The following is an 18,700-nucleotide window of genomic DNA, read 5'->3' as shown; positions in this document are numbered from 1 at the left end:
GTTCTAATTTAACTCTCAACTCATAGAGGAACCACGAGTTATGGATGCGATCGCCACAATCTTAGGTTATCAAATCATCGAGCAACTGTATGCAGGTACGCGCACCCTAGTCTATCGAAGCATCCGTAATCGCGATCGACAGCCCGCCGTCATCAAAATCCTGCGCCACGAATACCCCAACTTCAACGAACTCCTACAATTTCGCAACCAATACATTATTGCCAAAAACCTCGACTGTCCCAGCATCGTCAAACCCCTCGCCCTAGAAGTATACCGCAACAGCTATGCCCTAGTCCTAGAAGACTTTGGCGGAGTCTCCCTATCTGATTATTTCAAACTGTCAACAGATGCCAGCGAAATTTATAAATCTTTACATTTAACTGAATTTTTCAACCTAGCCATCCAACTCACAGACACCCTCGACTATCTTTACCAAAATCGAGTCATTCACAAAGACATTAAACCCGCCAATATCTTAATTAATCCCGAAACCAAACAAGTCAAACTCATTGACTTTAGTATTTCCTCCCTGCTACCTAGAGAAACCCAAGAAATCCAAAATCCCAATGTCTTAGAAGGCACATTAGCCTATCTCTCTCCTGAACAAACAGGCAGAATGAATCGAGGGACAGATTATCGCAGCGATTTTTATTCCCTGGGCGTGACATTTTATCAATTATTGACCGGACAGTTACCATTTGCCTCAGCAGATGCGATGGAATTAGTGCATTGTCATCTAGCAAAACAGCCTATATCTATTCATAAAATAAACCCCGAAATTCCCGTAACTTTATCAAACATTGTCAATAAATTGCTCGCCAAAAATGCCGAAAATCGATATCAAAGCGCCTTGGGAATCAAGTATGATTTAGAAAAATGTTTAAATCAATGGCAAACCACAGGAAAAATCGGAGATTTTCAACTCGCCAAGCTAGATATTACAGACAGATTTATCATTCCCGAAAAACTATACGGTCGCGAACAAGAAGTTAGCGAACTATTAACAGCCTTTGAAAGAATCAGCGCCGGTAGCACAGAAATGATGCTTGTAGCCGGATTTTCAGGAATCGGGAAAACCGGAGTAGTCAATGAAGTACATAAACCCATTGTCCGTCAGCGCGGTTATTTTATCAAAGGCAAATACGACCAATTTCAGCGGAACATTCCCTTTAGTGCATTTGTGCAAGCATTCCGCGATTTAATCAGTCAATTGCTATCGGAATCCGATGCCCAACTACAAATATGGAAAACCCAGATATTAGCCGCCGTAGGAGAGAACGGACAAGTCTTAATAGACGTAATTCCTGACTTACAAAAAATCATCGGTAAACAGCCACAGGTTACAGAATTATCAGGAAATGCAGCCCAAAATCGCTTTAATCTCATCTTTAAAAAATTCCTCCAAGTTTTCACCGTAAAAAAACATCCCCTAGTGATGTTTTTAGATGACTTGCAATGGGCCGATTCAGCCTCCCTGAATTTGCTAGAATTATTGATGGAAGATAGCGGATATTTATTAGTCTTAGGGGCTTATCGAGATAATGAAGTTTCCCCAGGGCATCCGTTGATGTTAAAACTAGATCGACTTGTTAAAGCTGGAGCCAAAATTAATACAATTACCCTGGGTCCGTTGCAGCTAGAAGATCTGAATCATTTGGTGGCGGATACCTTGAATTGCGACTCACAGCTTGCTCAAGCCTTGACCAAATTAGTGTATCGAAAAACCCAAGGAAATCCTTTTTTTGCCACTCAATTTCTCAAGGCGTTATATGACGATAAGCTGATTAATTTTGCCCCACCTCAGTCTCCCTTCAGCAACGGGGGAACCCCAGGGGGGTGGCAGTGCGATATTGCTAAAGTCCAAGCCTTGGCACTCACCGATGATGTAGTGGAGTTTATGGCGCTGCAATTACAGAAGTTGCCCGCTGAAACTCAGGATATTCTCAAATTAGCCGCTTGTATTAGTGCCGAGTTTGATTTGAATACTTTAGTAATCGTCAGTGAAAAAACTCCCGGAATGACGGCTAGGGCTTTATGGAAAGCCTTGCAGTCGGGGTTGGTGATTCCCACAACTAAAATCTATAAGTTTTTTACTGAATCCGATACTGAAGAAGTTTTCAATTCTGCCTCTAATTCTAGTTATCGCTTTCTGCACGATCGCGTTCAGCAAGCCGCCTATTCCCTAATTCCTGACCACCAAAAACAAGCCACTCATCTCCAGATTGGCACATTGCTTCAGCAAAATTCCTCAGAGACAGCCAGAGAAGAAAAACTGTTTGAAATTGTCGGACATTTGAATTTAGGACAAGAGTTGATTGTGCAACCGAGCGATCGCGAAGCCTTAGCCAAATTCAACTTACAAGCTGGAAAAAAAGCTAGACATTCTACGGCTTATGCTGCGGCCAAAACTTATCTCGAAACCGGGATTAAGCTACTACAAACAAACTGCTGGAAAAATCAGTATGACTTGACCCTAGCGCTATATGTAGAAGCAACGGAAGCAGCCTATCTGAATACTGATATAGATGAGATGGAACGCCTTGTAACAGAGGTACTGCAACAAGCAAAAACAGCATTGGATACAGTCAAAGTATACGGGTTAAAAATTAAGGCCTACACATCCCAGGGCAAATTCATCGAAGCCATCCACACGGGATTAACAATATTAAAGCAATTTGATATCTATCTACCGGAATCCCCCGATGTAGAAGATGTCGCACGGGTGAGTCAAGAAACACAGGGTTTTCTAGGTAGCAAACAACCAGGGGAGTTGCTACATCTGCCAGAGATGACTAACCCTCAAATTTTAGCAGCAATGGAAATTATCAATGAAATATCTGTCCCGGCTTATTTGACTAAACCCAATCTTAATTCATTGATAATTATGACACAGATGAATTTATCAATGATTTATGGAAATGCACCTGTTTCTGCCTTGGGCTATTCTAGCTATGGTTTATTTCTGTGTGCTATTGCGGGCGATATCGACCGGGGCTATGAATTCGGTCAATTGGCATTAAATTTATTATCTAAGCTCAAAGAAAAGAAACTTGAAGCCAGAGTCCTATTTGTCACTACCACTTTTATTTTTCATTGGAAAGTTCATATCAAAGAAACCTTGAAACTGCTGCAAAATGCTTATTCAAGCGGTTGGGAAAGTGGCAGTTTAATGGACTTGGGCTACGCAGCATATATTTACGGAACCCACGCCTATTTAATGGGTTATGAGTTGTCTCAGCTCCAACAAGAAATGACAGCTTATAGCCTGGTATTGGCACAGATAAATCAGCAAACACAGCTTAAATACAATGAACTGTACCGCCAGTCAGTTTTAAATTTGCTGGGTCAAACTGCCTGCCCATTTTTGTTGCTTGGGGAAGCGAAAAAAGAACAAAATTTGTTAGCACAATATCAACAAAATAATGACAAAACAGGATTGTGGCATTTTTGTTTTAATAAATTAGTTCTGTGTTATTTGTTTCAAAGAATTGAACAAGCGGTGGAGTATATTCAACGGGCAGAAGATTATTTGGGTGGGGGAAAAGGAATGTGTAATATTCCTGCTTTCCATTTTTATGCTTCTCTCACTCGGTTGAGTGTGTTGCCTAGTTATCCACAATATAAACAGGAAAAACTCTGGGAACAAGTCGCGGAAAGTCAGAAAAATTTGCAAAACTGGGCGACTCATGCTCCCATGAATCACCTGCACAAATATTATTTAGTGGAAGCAGAAACCAATCGCGTCCTCGCTAATAAAATGGCAGCAATAGAATGCTACGATCTCGCAATTCAAGGAGCAAAAGACAACGAATATATCCAAGAAGAAGCTCTAGCAAACGAATTAGCAGCTAAATTTTACCTGGGGTGGGGGAAGGAAAAAGTGGCGGCTGGCTATATGCAAGAAGCCTACTATTGCTACGCTCGATGGGGAGCTAAAGCTAAAGTCACTGATTTAGAAAAAGGTTATCCCCAACTGCTCGCGCCTATTCTGCAATTACCTCGCGCTGTTAACTCTTTCAAGGAAACGATCGCACGGGAAACCATCACTTCTTCCAAAACCTCTAGCAGCGCTTCTGAATTCCTTGATTTGGCAACATTACTCAAAGCCTCTCAAGCCATTTCTGGAGAAATTGAACTCAACAAACTCCTGACTACTCTGCTAAAAATAGCGATCGCCAATGCTGGGGCTAGTAAGTGTGTATTGCTGCTGAAACAAGATAGTTCGTTAATATTAGTGGCTATGGTAGAAGAAGGCAAATCGCCCCAACTTTTGCCGTCAATTCCCCTTGAAGCCAGCCAAGATTTGGCAGTTAGTGTGGTGAATACTGTCAAGCACACCTTGCAACCTGTAGTATTGGTTGATGCCAGGATAGATACTCAGTTTGCTGTCGATAGTTATATTGAAAAATACCAGCCCAAAAGCATCATTTGCAGCCCAATTCTGAATCAAGGGTACTCCATCGGGGTTTTATATCTCGAAAATAATCTGACGGTGGGAGCCTTTACGGGCGATCGCATTGAAGTCCTGAATCTAATTTGCGCTCAAGCTGCAATTTCTTTAGAAAATGCCCGCCTTTATCAAGCCGCCAAACAAGCATTGACCGACCTCAAACAAGCCCAACTTCAAATAGTTCAAAGCGAAAAAATGTCTGTCTTGGGAAATTTGGTTGCTGGCATTGCCCACGAAATTAATAACCCCATTGGCTTCCTTGGGGGTAATATTCAACCCGCCCTAGATTATATCAATGATTTGTTGGGATTAATCGATTTAGTGCAAGCAAAATATCCCCAATTAGATCCAGAAATTCAAGAAGAAATTGAAAACATCGAACTGGATTATATCCGAAAAGATTTACCGAAATTAGTTGGTTCGATGCGGGAAGGGGTGAACCGGATTCGGGATATCAGTAACAGTCTGCGGACTTTTTCCCGTGCTGACACCGATCGCCCTGTAGCTTGCAATCTCCAGGATGGTATTGATAGCACCTTGATGATTCTGAAACACCGCCTCAAGGCTAACGAAACTCGCCCAGAGATTGTTGTCATCAAGGATTACAGTAATTTGCCACTGGTAGAGTGCTATGCCGGACAATTAAACCAGGTGTTTATGAATTTGTTGGCCAATGCGATCGATGCTTTTGATGAATCCAATCAAGGCAAAAATTATGCAGAAATTGCCAATCAGATTACTATTGTCACTGAGTTATCGAGCGATCGCCAACAAGCCATAGTTCGGATTAAAGATAACGGTTTGGGGATGAATGAAGAGGTACAATCCCACATATTTGACCATTTATTTACTACGAAACCGGTGGGTAAAGGTACCGGATTGGGATTGGCGATCGCCCGTCAAATTGTCGTGGAAAAACACCGCGGGCAAATTACAGTTCATTCCGCCCTTAACAAGGGTACAGAGTTTACCATCACCATTCCTGTCAATCCCTAGCAGAAATTCAAGCAGATCTAGCAGTCACCTTCACAGCCTTGGCAGTTGCTATATAATATCAACTATATCTATCTGCGTGATGGCGCGATCGCTCCCTGGATATGCCGGTCGATCGTCACAGATTATGCTTGTCAGAGCCTGGTAAATTACGCAATTACACTGAATTAGTAATGTAACCACTACATCAAATATTTTAAGTAAAATTTTTCATTTAAGTGTGATAACATATACTGTTAACAAGCTGGAAATGCCAAAGTCAATTGAACACGCTGGCAGCCCATTTATCATTCCCAACCAGTTATAATCCAAATGCAACGATAGGATTTACCCCTTAACTTGTATATTTCTCCTTAGCTGGGTAGGGTGCATTTCAATTTTGTAATGGCGAGGCACGATCGCAGACAATTTATTAGTTATAACCAGAGATTTACTACGCTCATGCGAGAACCCCTACCAATATATTTGCCAAACTGGGATGCACTCGCTGGGTAACTTCTAACCTTTTTTGTAATTTATGGACTAAAATTTCCTAATTTAAGCCACTGCGAGGGTGCATCCGAGAGCAAAAACTAGGATTACTCAATAACTTGATAAGAGCAGTGTTTTTTGCAGGAATATGAGAGTTAAATTAGTAAAATTTGCCAAAAACAGCGAACGTTTTTAACATCCCAGTTTACAATTTATGTCCCCATCCTTAGAACAGAATCACCAAATTAATCCCTTAACCACTGAAGACGATCGCCCTTTGCGATCCACCAGAGACAGACAATTGCAGGCTGTGTTTGAAACCGTCCTAGATGCGATCGCGATCGCCGACGACGAAGGTAAATATCTCGATGTCAACCCCGCCGCCTGTAAATTATTTGCCCTAGATAAAGATGAACTCCTGGGACGCTGCATTCGTGATTTTACTGAGCCGGGAGCTGATTTTACCCAACTATGGCAACAATTTCCACAACCAGAAACAGCACGAGGGGAATTTAGCCTAGTGCGCGCTGATGGACAAATCCGCACAGTAGAATATGCCTTCAGGGCAAACTTTTTGCCCCAGAGCCATCTGTTAGTAATGCGAGACATCACAGATGCCAAACTAGCAGAAGCACAAGTCGAAGAACTTACCCGCCAACTCGCCCAAAAAAGAGCCCAAGTGCGATCGGCTAGCATGGATCTCGCCAGCCCAAATTTTCCCCCAGAGTATCATCGCCTAGATGAAATTGCCCGTCACATCCGGGGAGTGCTGTATCAATTTCGGATGCGCCCTGATGGTAGTTTCCATTTCCCCTACGCCAGCGAAAAATTGCGAGAGATTCATGCAGTTTCCCCCAAAGAAGTGTGCAAAGATGCCTCTGCGGTATTTAAAGCCATCCACCCGGATGACATCGATCGCGTCCATCAATCCATTCTCGATTCCGCCACCCATCTGACACCTTGGTATTGCGAATATCGAACTTGCTTACCCGATGGGCGAGTGCTGTGGTTGCGCGGTAGTTCTACACCCCAACGAGAAGCCGATGGCAGTATTATTTGGTATGGCTATATTCGAGATATCACGGACATCAAAACTGCCCAAGCTGATACTCAACGTCTGCTTGCCATTTTAGAAACCACCTCAGATTTGATCGCCACTGCTGATGTCACAGGTAAAGCCATTTACCTCAATCAAGCTTGGCGAAAATTTTTGAATCACGATGAGGAGGCTATAGCCTCCGTCGAAATCTGCAATGCTCATCCCCAGTGGGTTTTAGATCGTATTTTCAATCAAGTTTTACCGGAAACAGCCCGTTATGGCACTTGGCGGGGCGAGACATTTTTACTAGATCCGGCAGGAGGTGAAATCCCTGTATCTATCGTCGTCCTAGCTCATAAATCCAAAGAGGGAACAGTAGAAAACTTTTCGGTAATTATGCGGGATATCACAGAGACTAAAGCCACAGAACTAGCACTCCGAGCCAGTGAAGAAAAATTTCGCAGCATCATTGAAAATCTCAACGATCTGGTTTATGTCATCAATCCCGATCGCACCTTCAGCTATCTCAGTCCCCAATTAAAAGATATTACGGGATACGAAATAACTGAATTGTTAGATCGGCCTTTTGGTCCTTTGGTTTATCCAGCAGATTTACCAATTTGTGTAAATGCCCTGCATCGCTGTTTGCAAGGTGAGAAACTGCGGGGAATCGAATACCGAGTTTTGCATAAAGATGGCAATTATTACTGGCATTCTGCCAATTTATCCGCCTTGCCAAATCACGATATGCCAGTGGTTTCCTGTTTGGGAATAGCGCGTAATATCCACGCCGAAAAGCAAGTACAAATCGCTTTAGAAGCAAGCAACAGCCGCTGGGAATTAGCCATAGAAGGAGCAGGAGACGGCACTTGGGATTGGAACCTCAAAACGAATGAAGTTATCTTTTCTCGGCAGTGGAAAGCGATGCTGGGCTATGCAGAACATGAAATTACGAATGTTTTAGCAGAGTGGGATCGGCTGGTGCATCCAGAAGATAAAGCTCGATGCTATGCAGATTTTGCCAAACACTTTGACCGCGAAACTTCTACCTATCGCAACGAACATCGCCTGCGCTGCAAAGACGGTTCTTACAAGTGGATTTTAGACCGCGGCCAGGTGGTTGAGTGGGATACTGAAGGTAAACCTTTGCGGTTTATTGGCACTCATTGTGATATTAGCGATCGCAAAACCGCTGAATTAGAACTGGAACAGTTTTTTAGCCTTGCTATCGATTTGCTCTGCATTGCCGATGTCAGCGGCCATTTTCATCGCCTGAATCGCGCTTGGGAAACAGTTCTCGGCTACAGCACTCAAGAACTAGAAGGTCAACTCTTTCTCGATTTGGTTCATCCCGACGATCTCGCCTCAACTCTAGATGCAGTATCTGATTTGAGCGAACAGAAACCAATTCCCCAGTTCATTAATCGCTATCGCGCCAAAGATGGTAGTTATCGATATATTGAATGGCGTTCTGTTCCCTGTGGAAATTTGATTTATGCCGCCGCACGGGATATCACAGAGCGCAAACAAGCAGAGTTAGAAAATTGGCGGGTTCAGAAGTTCCTCAGCTCAGTCATTGAAAATATCCCCAACATGGTATTTGTCAAAGATGCCGTCGATCTTAAATATGTGAGCTTAAACAAAGCTGGCGAAGAACTAATCGGTTATCCGAGAACAGCATTACTAGGAAAAAATGACTACGACTTGTTTACAGCAGCCGCAGCCGATTCGATCTGCTCCCAAGATCGAGCAGCCTTGGCCAGCGGTCAGGTTTTAGATATTCTTGAAGAACGGATTCAAACGAGTCATCAAGGCACTCGAATTGTGCATACAAAGAAAATTCCGATTCTCGATGAACTTGGCAATCCGAAATACTTATTAGGGATTTCTGAAGATATCACCGATCGCCAACAAGCAGAAGATGCTCTACGAGCGAGTGAAGAAAAACTGCGATCGCTCTTCGACTTGTGTCCTCTGGGAATTGCACTCAACGATATGCAAGGTCGTTTCATCGAAGTCAATAGCGCCGCCGAAACCATCTATGGCTATACTCTTGAGGAATTGAACCAATTAAGCTATTTGGATTTAACCCCCCAAAAGTATGCCACTGCTGAAATCCATCAATTAGAATTGCTCAACACCATCGGTCGTTACGGCCCTTACCAAAAAGAGTATATCCGCAAGGATGGATCTTTGTTGCCCGTGGAATTGCTCGGAGTATTGGTGACAGGTAAGGATGGGAGTCAATATATCTGGTCAGTAATTATTGATATCAGCGATCGCAAACAAGCCGAAATGCTAATTCAAAAAAGCCAAAAACGCTATGAAACCCTAGCAGAAGCATCACCAATCGGCGTGTTCTTAACTGATGCCAAAGGAGACTGTCTCTATGTGAATCAAACTTGGTCCCAAACTACGGGATTAACTCAGGAAAAAGCCCTCGGTCCAGATTGGGATCGGACTCTCCATCCTCAAGACCGAGAGCGCGTTTTTAAAGAATGGTATGACAGCGCCTTAGTTAAACAAAAATTTCAATCAGAGTACCGCTTTCTGCGTCCCGATGGTAGTGTCGCTTGGGTGCTAGGTCAAGCTTTACCTTTGATTGATAGTAGGGGTGAAATCGAAGGATATGTGGGTACTGTCACTGATATTAGCGATCGCAAACAAGCTGAAATCAAGTTAGCCACATCTGAAGCAGAGTTAAGCGCATTATTTAATGCCATGCAGGATGTGATTATTGTCCTGAATGTAGAAGGACGCTATCTCAAAATAGGTGGTAGTTCATCAAGTCTGTTATACCGACCTTCCCAGGAACTGTTAGGCAAAACTCTTCACGAAGTCTTACCCCAAAACATCGCAGATACTTTCCTCAATGGTATTCACCAATCCATCATTACTCAATCCGTCACCCACTTGGAATACTCCTTACCCCTAGGCGATCGTTTATTCTGGTTTGATGCCAGGATTTCTCCCATGTCTCAAGAACGAGTAGTTTGGGTAGCCAGAGATATCACCGATCGCAAACGTCAAGAACAAGCTCTCCGCTTAATAGTCGAAGGTACGGCGGCGAAAATAGGGGAAGAATTCTTCAAAAGTTGCGTTCAATATCTCGCCCAAGCCTTAGAAGTCCGTTATGCTTGTATTTCCGAATTTGTTAACTCCGAAAAGTCCATCGCCACAACTCTCGCATTTTGGGCAGGAGACGACTTTGGCCAGAATTTTACTTACAATCTATGTGGGACACCCTGTCACAATGTCCATCGCATCGCTGAGGTGTGTCGATACCCAAATCTGGTCCAGTGCTTGTTCCCCAAAGATGATGATTTAGTCACTCTCCAAGCCGAAAGTTATGCTGGTTTGCCGATTGTAGATGCCGCTGGCAATTGTTTGGGGATATTGGCAGTTTTAGACACTAAACCGATGGTACAAGATCTCGAAATGCAGTCAGCTATCTTGAAGATTTTTGCCACCCGTGCCGGTGCGGAAATGGAACGGATGCAGGCGGAAGCAGCCTTGCGTCGCTCGTCCATGCAACTGCGGCTGCAATCAGAAGAATTAGCCACCACCCTCCACAAGTTGCAACAAACCCAAACTCAGTTAATTCAAGCCGAAAAAATGTCAAGTTTGGGGCAATTAGTCGCCGGAATTGCTCATGAAATTAATAATCCCGTCAGTTTCATTTATGGTAATCTGCAACCTGCCGCTGATTATGCCAGCGACTTAATTGAGCTAGTTCGCCTTTACCAAGAGCAGTATCCGAGTCCACCCCAGGCAATTTCGGATCTTCTCGAAGATATCGACTTTGAGTATCTGGCAACAGATTTTTATAAGCTCTTGGAATCTATGAAAACAGGAGCCACAAGAATTAGAGATATTGTCAAGTCTCTGCGGACTTTTTCGCGCTTGGACGAAGCAGATTTAAAAGAAATAGATATCCATGAAAATATGGATACTACCTTAATGATTTTGCAAAATCGCTTGAATGGTAGGGCGGGAAAACCGGAAATTCATATTACCAAAAATTATGGCGCATTACCTTTAATTGAATGTTATGGCGGTTTATTAAATCAGGTGTTTATGAATTTGTTGAGCAATGCTATTGATGCCATCGAACAACGGCAAGAAAATCTCGAAGCTAGCGCCAAATTAGATTACCTTGGTTGCATTACCATTGCCACTTCCATGGCTTCGGAAAATTGGGTTCGCATCTCTGTTCAGGATAATGGCTGCGGGATAAATCCCGAAGTTCAAGAAAAAATATTTAATCCATTTTTCACAACTAAACCGATCGGAAAAGGTACGGGGATGGGGTTAGCAACTAGCTATCAAATTGTCACGGAAAATCATCGTGGTAATTTGCGGTGTATTTCTACACCAGGAGAGGGGACTGAGTTGGCGATCGAGTTACCGATTTGTGAGTTAAATCCCACATAAATTTACGTGTGGAAAAGCGGACATTTCCAGGTCTGCGAGATATGTTAAAATTTTCAGGAACTGTACAAAGTTCCGCTTATTTTATCAAAAAGGTAAATCGCAGATACATTTAACCCGGTAAATCCAGGACTAAGCCGCGTCCTGTCAATTTCCTAGCAGACAACTAGATTTTAGCTATATTAATAGAGTTTAAAGCCCCATTAATATAGCATCCCCTCCCATCGACGGCTGGGGAATATTTCAAAGTTGTTACAATTTATGTGCCCATCTTTAAACGATGACATGGCCCCAAACGATCGCCCTTTGCTATCGACCAGAGACAGACCATTGCGGGCTGTGTGGGAAAGTGCCTTAGATGCGATCGCGATCGCCGACGACGAAGGTAGATATCTCGATGTCAACCCCGCCACCTGTAAATTATTTGCCCTAGATAGAGATGAACTCCTAGGACACTCTCTTCGTGATTTTACTGAGCCGGGATCTGATTTTACACAGCTATGGCAACAATTTCCACAACCAGAAACAGCACGAGGGGAATTGTGCCTAGTGCGCGCTGATGGACAAATCCGCACCGTAGAATATGCGGTGACGGCAAACTTTCTGCCCCAGAGACATCTGTTGGTAATGCGAGACATCACAGCTTGCAAACGAGCAGAAGCACAAGTCGAAGCACTTACCCGCCAACTCGCCCAAGCCCAACTCCGCTTAGCTGGTATGGAACCAGATACAGCTATCCCCGCAGACTATCATCACCTAGAGCAAATAGCCCGCCACATCCCCGGCGTTATTTATCAGTTTCGGCTGCGCCCTGATGGTAGTTTCCATTTCCCCTACGCTAGCGAAAAGTTGCGAGAGATTCACGGAGTTTCCCCACAACAAGTGCGGGAGGATGGCTCTTTAGTATTTACCGCGCTCCACGCGGATGACATCGATCGCGTCCATCAATCCATTCTCGATTCCGCCGCCCATCTCACACCTTGGTATTGCGAATATCGAACTTGCTTACCCGATGGGCGAGTGCTGTGGCTGGTGGGTAATTCTACACCCCAGCCCGAAGCCGATGGCAGTATTATTTGGTATGGCTATATTCGAGATATCACGGACATCAAAAGTGCCCAAGCTGATACTCAACGTCTGCTTGCCATTTTAGAAACCACCTCAGATTTGATCGCCACTGCTGATGTCACAGGTAAAGCCATTTACCTCAATCAAGCTTGGCGAAAATTTTTGAATCATGATGAGGAGGTTATAGCCTCCGTCGAAATCTCTAATGCTCATCCAGAGTGGGCTAAGGAGATCGTATTCAATCAAGCCTTACCAGAAGCCGCCCGTTGTGGCGCCTGGCGGGGCGAGACGGCTTTACTAGATCCGACAGGAGGTGAAATCCCGGTTTCTTTGGTCGTCCTAGCTCATAAATCGAAAGAGGGAACAGTAGAACACTTTTCCGCAATTATGCGGGATATCACAGAGACTAAAGCCACAGAACTAGCACTCCGAACCAGTGAAGAAAAATTTCGCAGCATCATTGAAAATCTCAACGATTTGGTTTATGTCATCAATCCCGACAGCACTTTCAGCTATCTGAGTCCCAACTTTCAAGAAGTTATGGGATATGACATCACAGAATTGTTAGCTCAGCCTTTTGGTCAGTGGGTTTATCCAGCAGATTTACCAATTTGTGTAAATGCCCTGCATCGCTGTTTGCAAGGTGAGAAACTGCGGGGAATCGAATACCGATTTTTGCATGGAGATGGGAATTATTACTGGTATTCTTCCAATTTATCAGCCCTGACAAATAACCAAGGGCAAGTGGTTTCTTGTTTGGGCATAGCGCGTTATATCCATCATCGAAAACAAGCAGATATCTCCCGACAGGAACTTACGCGACAACTGGAAGAAGCACAACGAGTTGCCCAGATTGGGAATTGGTCCTTTGACTTAACTACACAAAAAATTACTTGGTCAGCAGAATTATTTAGGATTTTTGGTATGAATCCCGAACAGGGAGAACCCAAGTTGGAAGACCATATCAAACAATATTATGGGGAAGATGGAGAATTATTTGTAAGTTATGTTAAGGCTGCCAGCGAGGAAGGAATTCCCCAAAATTTTGACCTGCGAATCTCTCGATTAGATGGTGCTATCCGCTATATTAATGGTCGCATTGAAATCGATCGCCAAAATGGCAACATTGTGGGTTTATTTGGCACGGCAATGGATATTACCGATCGCAAACTTGCCGAAACTCAACTGAAGGAAATCTCTGAGCGTTTGTCATTTTCACTCCAGTCTGGGCGCATTGGCTGTTGGGAATGGGACATCATCGACAATACCCTCGTTTGGGACGATCGGATGTACGAGCTCTATGGCGTCACTAAGAACTCCGATTCCCGATTAGCTTACGAGATTTGGGCCACGGGGCTACATCCTGATGACCGAGAGGCGATCGAAACATTAATCAATCAAACTGTTTTAGGACAAGCTGAATACAATACAGAATTTCGTGTGGTTCATCCCGATGGTAGTATCCATTTCATTAAAGCCTTTGGTTTAGTTCGGTACAATCACAAAGGCAATCCGCAGAAGATGATCGGGGTTAACTTTGATATTAGCGGAGCAAAAAAAGCCGAAATTCAACTCCAACAAAGCCAAAAACGCTATGAAACCCTAGCAGAAGCATCACCAATCGGCGTGTTCTTAACTGATGCCAAAGGTGACTGCCTTTATGTGAATCAAACTTGGTCGCAAACTACGGGATTAACTCACCAAGAAGCTCTAGGCCCAGATTGGGCTCGGACTCTCCATCCTCAAGACCGAGAGCGCGTTTTGCAGGAATGGTATGACAGCGCCTTAATTAAACAACAATTTCAATCAGAGTACCGCTTTCTGCGGCCCGATGGTAGTGTCGCTTGGGTCATCGGTCAAGCTTTACCTGTGATTGACAACGCCGGTGAAATCGAAGGATATGTTGGTACTGTCACTGATATTAGCGATCGCAAACGTCAAGAACAAGCTCTCCGCTTAATAGTCGAAGGTACGGCGGCGAAAACAGGCCAAGAATTCTTCAAAACTTGCGTTCAATATCTCGCGCAAGTCTTAGAAGTCCGTTATGCTTTAATTGCTGAATTTATTGATTCCGAAAAATCCATCGCCACAACTCTCGCATTTTGGGCAGGAGACGACTTTGGCGAGAATTTTACTTACAATCTCCACGGAACACCCTGTAAAATAATTGACAGTATAGCAGAGGTGTGTCGCTACCCAAATGCCGTGCAATCCTTGTTCCCTAAAGATGATAATTTAGTCACTCTCCAAGCCGAAAGTTATGCTGGTTTGCCCATTACAGATTCCGCTGGCAATTTTTTGGGAGTGCTGGCGGTTTTTGACACTAAGCCGATGCTCAACAATCTCGAAATGCAGTCTGCTATCTTGAAAATCTTTGCCACTCGTGCGGGCGCAGAAATGGATCGGATACAAGTGGAAGCAGTGCGCCGGTCAGAAATTCAACTGCGGGTGCAATCCGAGGAATTAGAAAAAACCCTCAAAAAGTTACAAAATACCCAAACCCAGTTAATTCAAGCCGAAAAAATGTCAAGTTTGGGTCAATTAGTAGCCGGTATTGCTCATGAAATTAATAACCCGGTGAACTTTATCTATGGCAATATTCAACCCGCCACTGATTATGCTAGCGACTTAATTGACCTAGTTCGCCTTTACCAAGAGCATTATCCCAGTCCGCCCCAGGTCATTTCTGATTGGATCGAAGAGATCGAGCTTGAGTATCTCATCAGCGATTTTTCTAAGCTGCTGGAATCCATGAAAACTGGAGCCGCGCGCATCAGCGATATTGTGAAGTCTTTGCGGACTTTTTCGCGCTTGGATCAAGCAGATCTAAAACCCATCGATCTTCGCGAAAATATCGAAAGTACCTTAGTAATTTTACAAAATCGATTGAACGGTAGGGCGGGAAAACCGAAGATTCATCTCACCAAGAATTACGGTAAATTACCAAAGATTGAATGTTATGGTAGTTTATTAAATCAGGTATTTATGAATTTGTTGGTAAATGCTATTGATGCGATCGAACAACGGCAAGATAGCCTGGAACCTGCGGCACAGTTAGATTATGCGGGTCAAATTGCGATCGCGACTTCGATCTCTTCTGAAAATATGGCACTCATCTCTATTCAAGATAATGGTTGTGGGATGACTCCCCAAGTTCAAGAAAAAATATTTAATCCATTTTTTACGACGAAACCTGTCGGAAAAGGTACGGGGATGGGCTTAGCAACTAGCTATCAAATTGTGACGGAAAATCATCGGGGTAATTTGCGGTGTATTTCTCTACCAGGAGAGGGAACTGAATTTGTGATATCCTTACCAATTGGCAAGTTAAAAATGCGGTAAATGTGAGTCTATAAAATCGGGGTTGTTCATACAGAATGTTCCAATTTCCTAAAAACTAAAACCTAGAATAATACGGAGGCGATTTATGTTGACTAAAACTATATCCTCTAGCTTCGGCGAACTCTCTGGCAAGTTACCGTTACGCACTGTTCTGATTGTTCCTTTTGTCTTCCAAACATTTTTTGCCGTGGGAATTGTCGGATATCTTTCCTTTAAGAATGGACAACAAGCTGTGAACAATGTGGCAAATCAACTCAGAGGAGAAATTACCAACCGCATTGATTTAAACCTGAAATCTTATCTCACAATTCCCCATCAAGTAAATCAAAGTAATGCAGTTGCTTTAGATTTAGGACAACTAAAGTTACAAGATTTAGTCGGTTTAGAACGTCATTTTTGGCGACAAATTCAAATTTTTGACAGTTTAACCTTTGCTGGGATTGGATTGGAAAATCAGGAAAATTTAGGGGCAGAGCGAGCCGATGATGGTTCCCTAACTGTCAGAGTTTCGACTATTGATAGTAACTTTGATTTTCGTACCTACGCTATGAATCAAAAAGGCGATCGGACCAAAAAACTAAGTAACAAACCTAACTTCGATCCTCGCACTCGTCCTTGGTACAAAGCAGCAGTGGCGGCCGAAAAACCAACCTGGAGTCAAATCTATCCCCATACCAAAGGTATTACGTCTTATTTAGGGGCAGCCATGCCTTATAAAAATGAATCTGGTCAACTGCAAGGAGTCCTACTAACAAATATTAATCTGTCCCAAATTGGCAAATTTTTACAAAGCTTGAAAATTGGTAAAACTGGACAAAGCTTTATTATCGAACATGATGGGATGCTGGTTGCAACTTCCACCGGAGAAAAACCCATTCGCACGGTGGCTAATAAAGATTTTGGAGCAGAAAGAATCAAAGCAATTGACAGTAGCAATCCCCTCACCAAAGCCACTGCCCTATTTTTGACCAAGAATGCGATCGCCCAAAAACAGACCGCGCAGCAACTAGAATTCAACCTCGAAAACCAGCGACATTTTCTACAAGTCTTACCTTTCAGAGACGATAAAGGCTTAGATTGGTCCATAGTCGTGGTAATTCCAGAATCCGATTTTATGGCAGAAATTTCTGCCAATAACCGCACTACAATTTTGCTATGTATAGCAGCATTGATTCTATCTATACTAATTGGTGTTTTGACCGCTCAGTGGGTGACAAAACCCATTTTGCAATTGAACGAAACCGCCAAGGATATTGCCAAAGGTAACTGGAATCAATCGGGAGTAATTAACCGGAGAGACGAAGTTGGACAACTTGCTAAATCCTTTAATAGCATGGCACATCAGTTGCAAGAATCCTTTGAAACTTTAGAGCAAAAAGTGGAAGAGCGCACCGCAGAATTAGCCGCCTCCAACCAACAGTTAGAACTTGCGAAAGAAAAAGCAGAAGTGGCGAATCAAGCAAAAAGCACATTTCTGGCCAATATGAGCCACGAATTGCGCTCTCCCCTCAACGCAATTTTAGGCTTTGCTCAAATCATGCTCAGAAGTCGATCGCTCCCATCCGAACATTTCGAGAGTGTGGGGATTATTACTCGCAGTGGCGAACATTTACTAACATTAATTAACCAAGTATTAGACCTGTCTAAAATTGAAGCTGGTCGCACAACAATCAATGAAAAACAATTCGATATCTATCGATTAATCGACGATGTAGAAGATATGTTTCGCCTCAAAGCTGATGATGCTGGATTGCAGTTGCTATTCGAGCGCGGTGCTGATGTTCCCCGTTACCTTCGCACCGACCAAGTTAAACTCCGTCAAATTTTGATTAATTTGCTCAATAATGCCATTAAATTTACAAAAGAAGGTGGAGTTTGTGTGAGAATTTTTACGGATAGTGGATTGCTAAATTCAGGCAAACCAAATAAAATTAGTCTAGAAAGAGTGGGAAATAACCAACAAATTTATTTTGAAGTAGAAGACACAGGTATGGGAATTGCACCGGAAGAATTAGATAAACTTTTTCAAGCATTTATGCAAACTGCATCGGGAAAAAATGCTCAAGAAGGGACTGGGTTAGGTTTAGCAATTAGCCGCCAGTTTGTGCAACTTATGGGTGGTGATATCACTGTCAGCAGCCAAGTAGGAGTTGGCACAATTTTCAAGTTCGATATTACAACTCAGGTTGTTGATGCCGCTGAGGATGAAGCAGAACAAAACAAACGTCGCGTCATTGCACTCGAACCGAACCAACCTCGCTACCGCATTCTCATCGTCGATGATAAACCTCTCAACCGTCAGTTATTAGTTCAATTACTCAATCCATTAGGGTTTGAATTGAAAGAAGCTACTAATGGTCAAGAAGCCGTGGATATTTGGCATGAGTGGGACCCACATCTCATCTGGATGGATATGCGAATGCCCGTGATGGATGGTTACGCGGCTACACAAAAAATTAAATCTACGACGAAGGGACAGGCTACTGCTATTATTGCTCTAACAGCTAGCGTTCTGGAAGAAGAAAGAGCTGTCGTTGTATCGGCTGGCTGCGATGATTTTATGCGAAAGCCTTTTCGGGAGCAAGAAATTTTTGCAGTAATGAACAAACATATCGGCGTGCGCTATATTTATGAAGAGTCGATCGATAAAGCAGCTCAAACTCTATCGAAAACTGACATCAAAGACGTGCTTGAACCGGAAGCCCTAGCTACCTTGCCACCCGATTTACGGGCCAATTTAGCTAGTGCGGCAAAAAGTTTGGATATTGGTGAAGTAGACCATCTCATTCAGGAAGTCAAAGCTATAAATGCGTCGATAGGAAATGCGTTTTTAGTATTAGCTAATGAATTTGAATATGGCAAAATTGCATCCTATATCGAAGCAGTCAACTAATTAAATTTTGAAT

General features: G+C 43.3%; 4 protein-coding genes. All 4 read left to right on the top strand.

Annotation, left to right across the window (positions count from 1 at the left end; genetic code table 11):
- Positions 1 to 40: 40 nt before the first annotated feature.
- The 4 genes from AAFP14_RS15740 to AAFP14_RS15725 all read left to right on the top strand — a co-directional run bounded on the left by AAFP14_RS15740 (position 41) and on the right by AAFP14_RS15725 (position 18,687).
- Positions 41 to 5,446 (top strand): trifunctional serine/threonine-protein kinase/ATP-binding protein/sensor histidine kinase, encoded by a 5,406-nt coding sequence (locus AAFP14_RS15740; protein ID WP_341733192.1) that lies wholly within the window; start codon positions 41 to 43, stop codon positions 5,444 to 5,446.
- Between the two features lie 682 nt (positions 5,447 to 6,128).
- Complete coding sequence (locus tag AAFP14_RS15735; protein ID WP_341733191.1) at positions 6,129 to 11,387, top strand: PAS domain-containing sensor histidine kinase; 5,259 nt, start codon at positions 6,129 to 6,131, stop codon at positions 11,385 to 11,387.
- A gap of 258 nt (positions 11,388 to 11,645) precedes the next feature.
- Positions 11,646 to 15,794, top strand: a complete 4,149-nt coding sequence (locus tag AAFP14_RS15730; RefSeq protein WP_341733190.1) for a PAS domain S-box protein — start codon at positions 11,646 to 11,648, stop codon at positions 15,792 to 15,794.
- Positions 15,795 to 15,879: 85 nt separating this feature from the next.
- Positions 15,880 to 18,687, top strand: coding sequence for an ATP-binding protein (locus tag AAFP14_RS15725; protein WP_341733189.1), 2,808 nt, complete (start codon positions 15,880 to 15,882; stop codon positions 18,685 to 18,687).
- The last annotated feature ends 13 nt before the right edge of the window (positions 18,688 to 18,700 follow it).

The sequence above is a fragment of the Microcoleus sp. EPA2 genome (genome assembly GCA_020882975.1).
Lineage (GTDB): Bacteria > Cyanobacteriota > Cyanobacteriia > Cyanobacteriales > Microcoleaceae > Microcoleus.
This window is presented reverse-complemented; position numbering and strand designations above follow the sequence as displayed.

Excerpts from the sequence above, each read along its gene's own strand:
- AAFP14_RS15740 (WP_341733192.1), top strand. The coding sequence starts at position 41 with ATGGATGCGATCGCCACAATCTTAGGTTATCAAATCATCGAGCAACTG.
- AAFP14_RS15730 (WP_341733190.1), top strand. The coding sequence starts at position 11,646 with ATGTGCCCATCTTTAAACGATGACATGGCCCCAAACGATCGCCCTTTG.
- AAFP14_RS15735 (WP_341733191.1), top strand. The coding sequence starts at position 6,129 with ATGTCCCCATCCTTAGAACAGAATCACCAAATTAATCCCTTAACCACT.
- AAFP14_RS15725 (WP_341733189.1), top strand. The coding sequence starts at position 15,880 with ATGTTGACTAAAACTATATCCTCTAGCTTCGGCGAACTCTCTGGCAAG.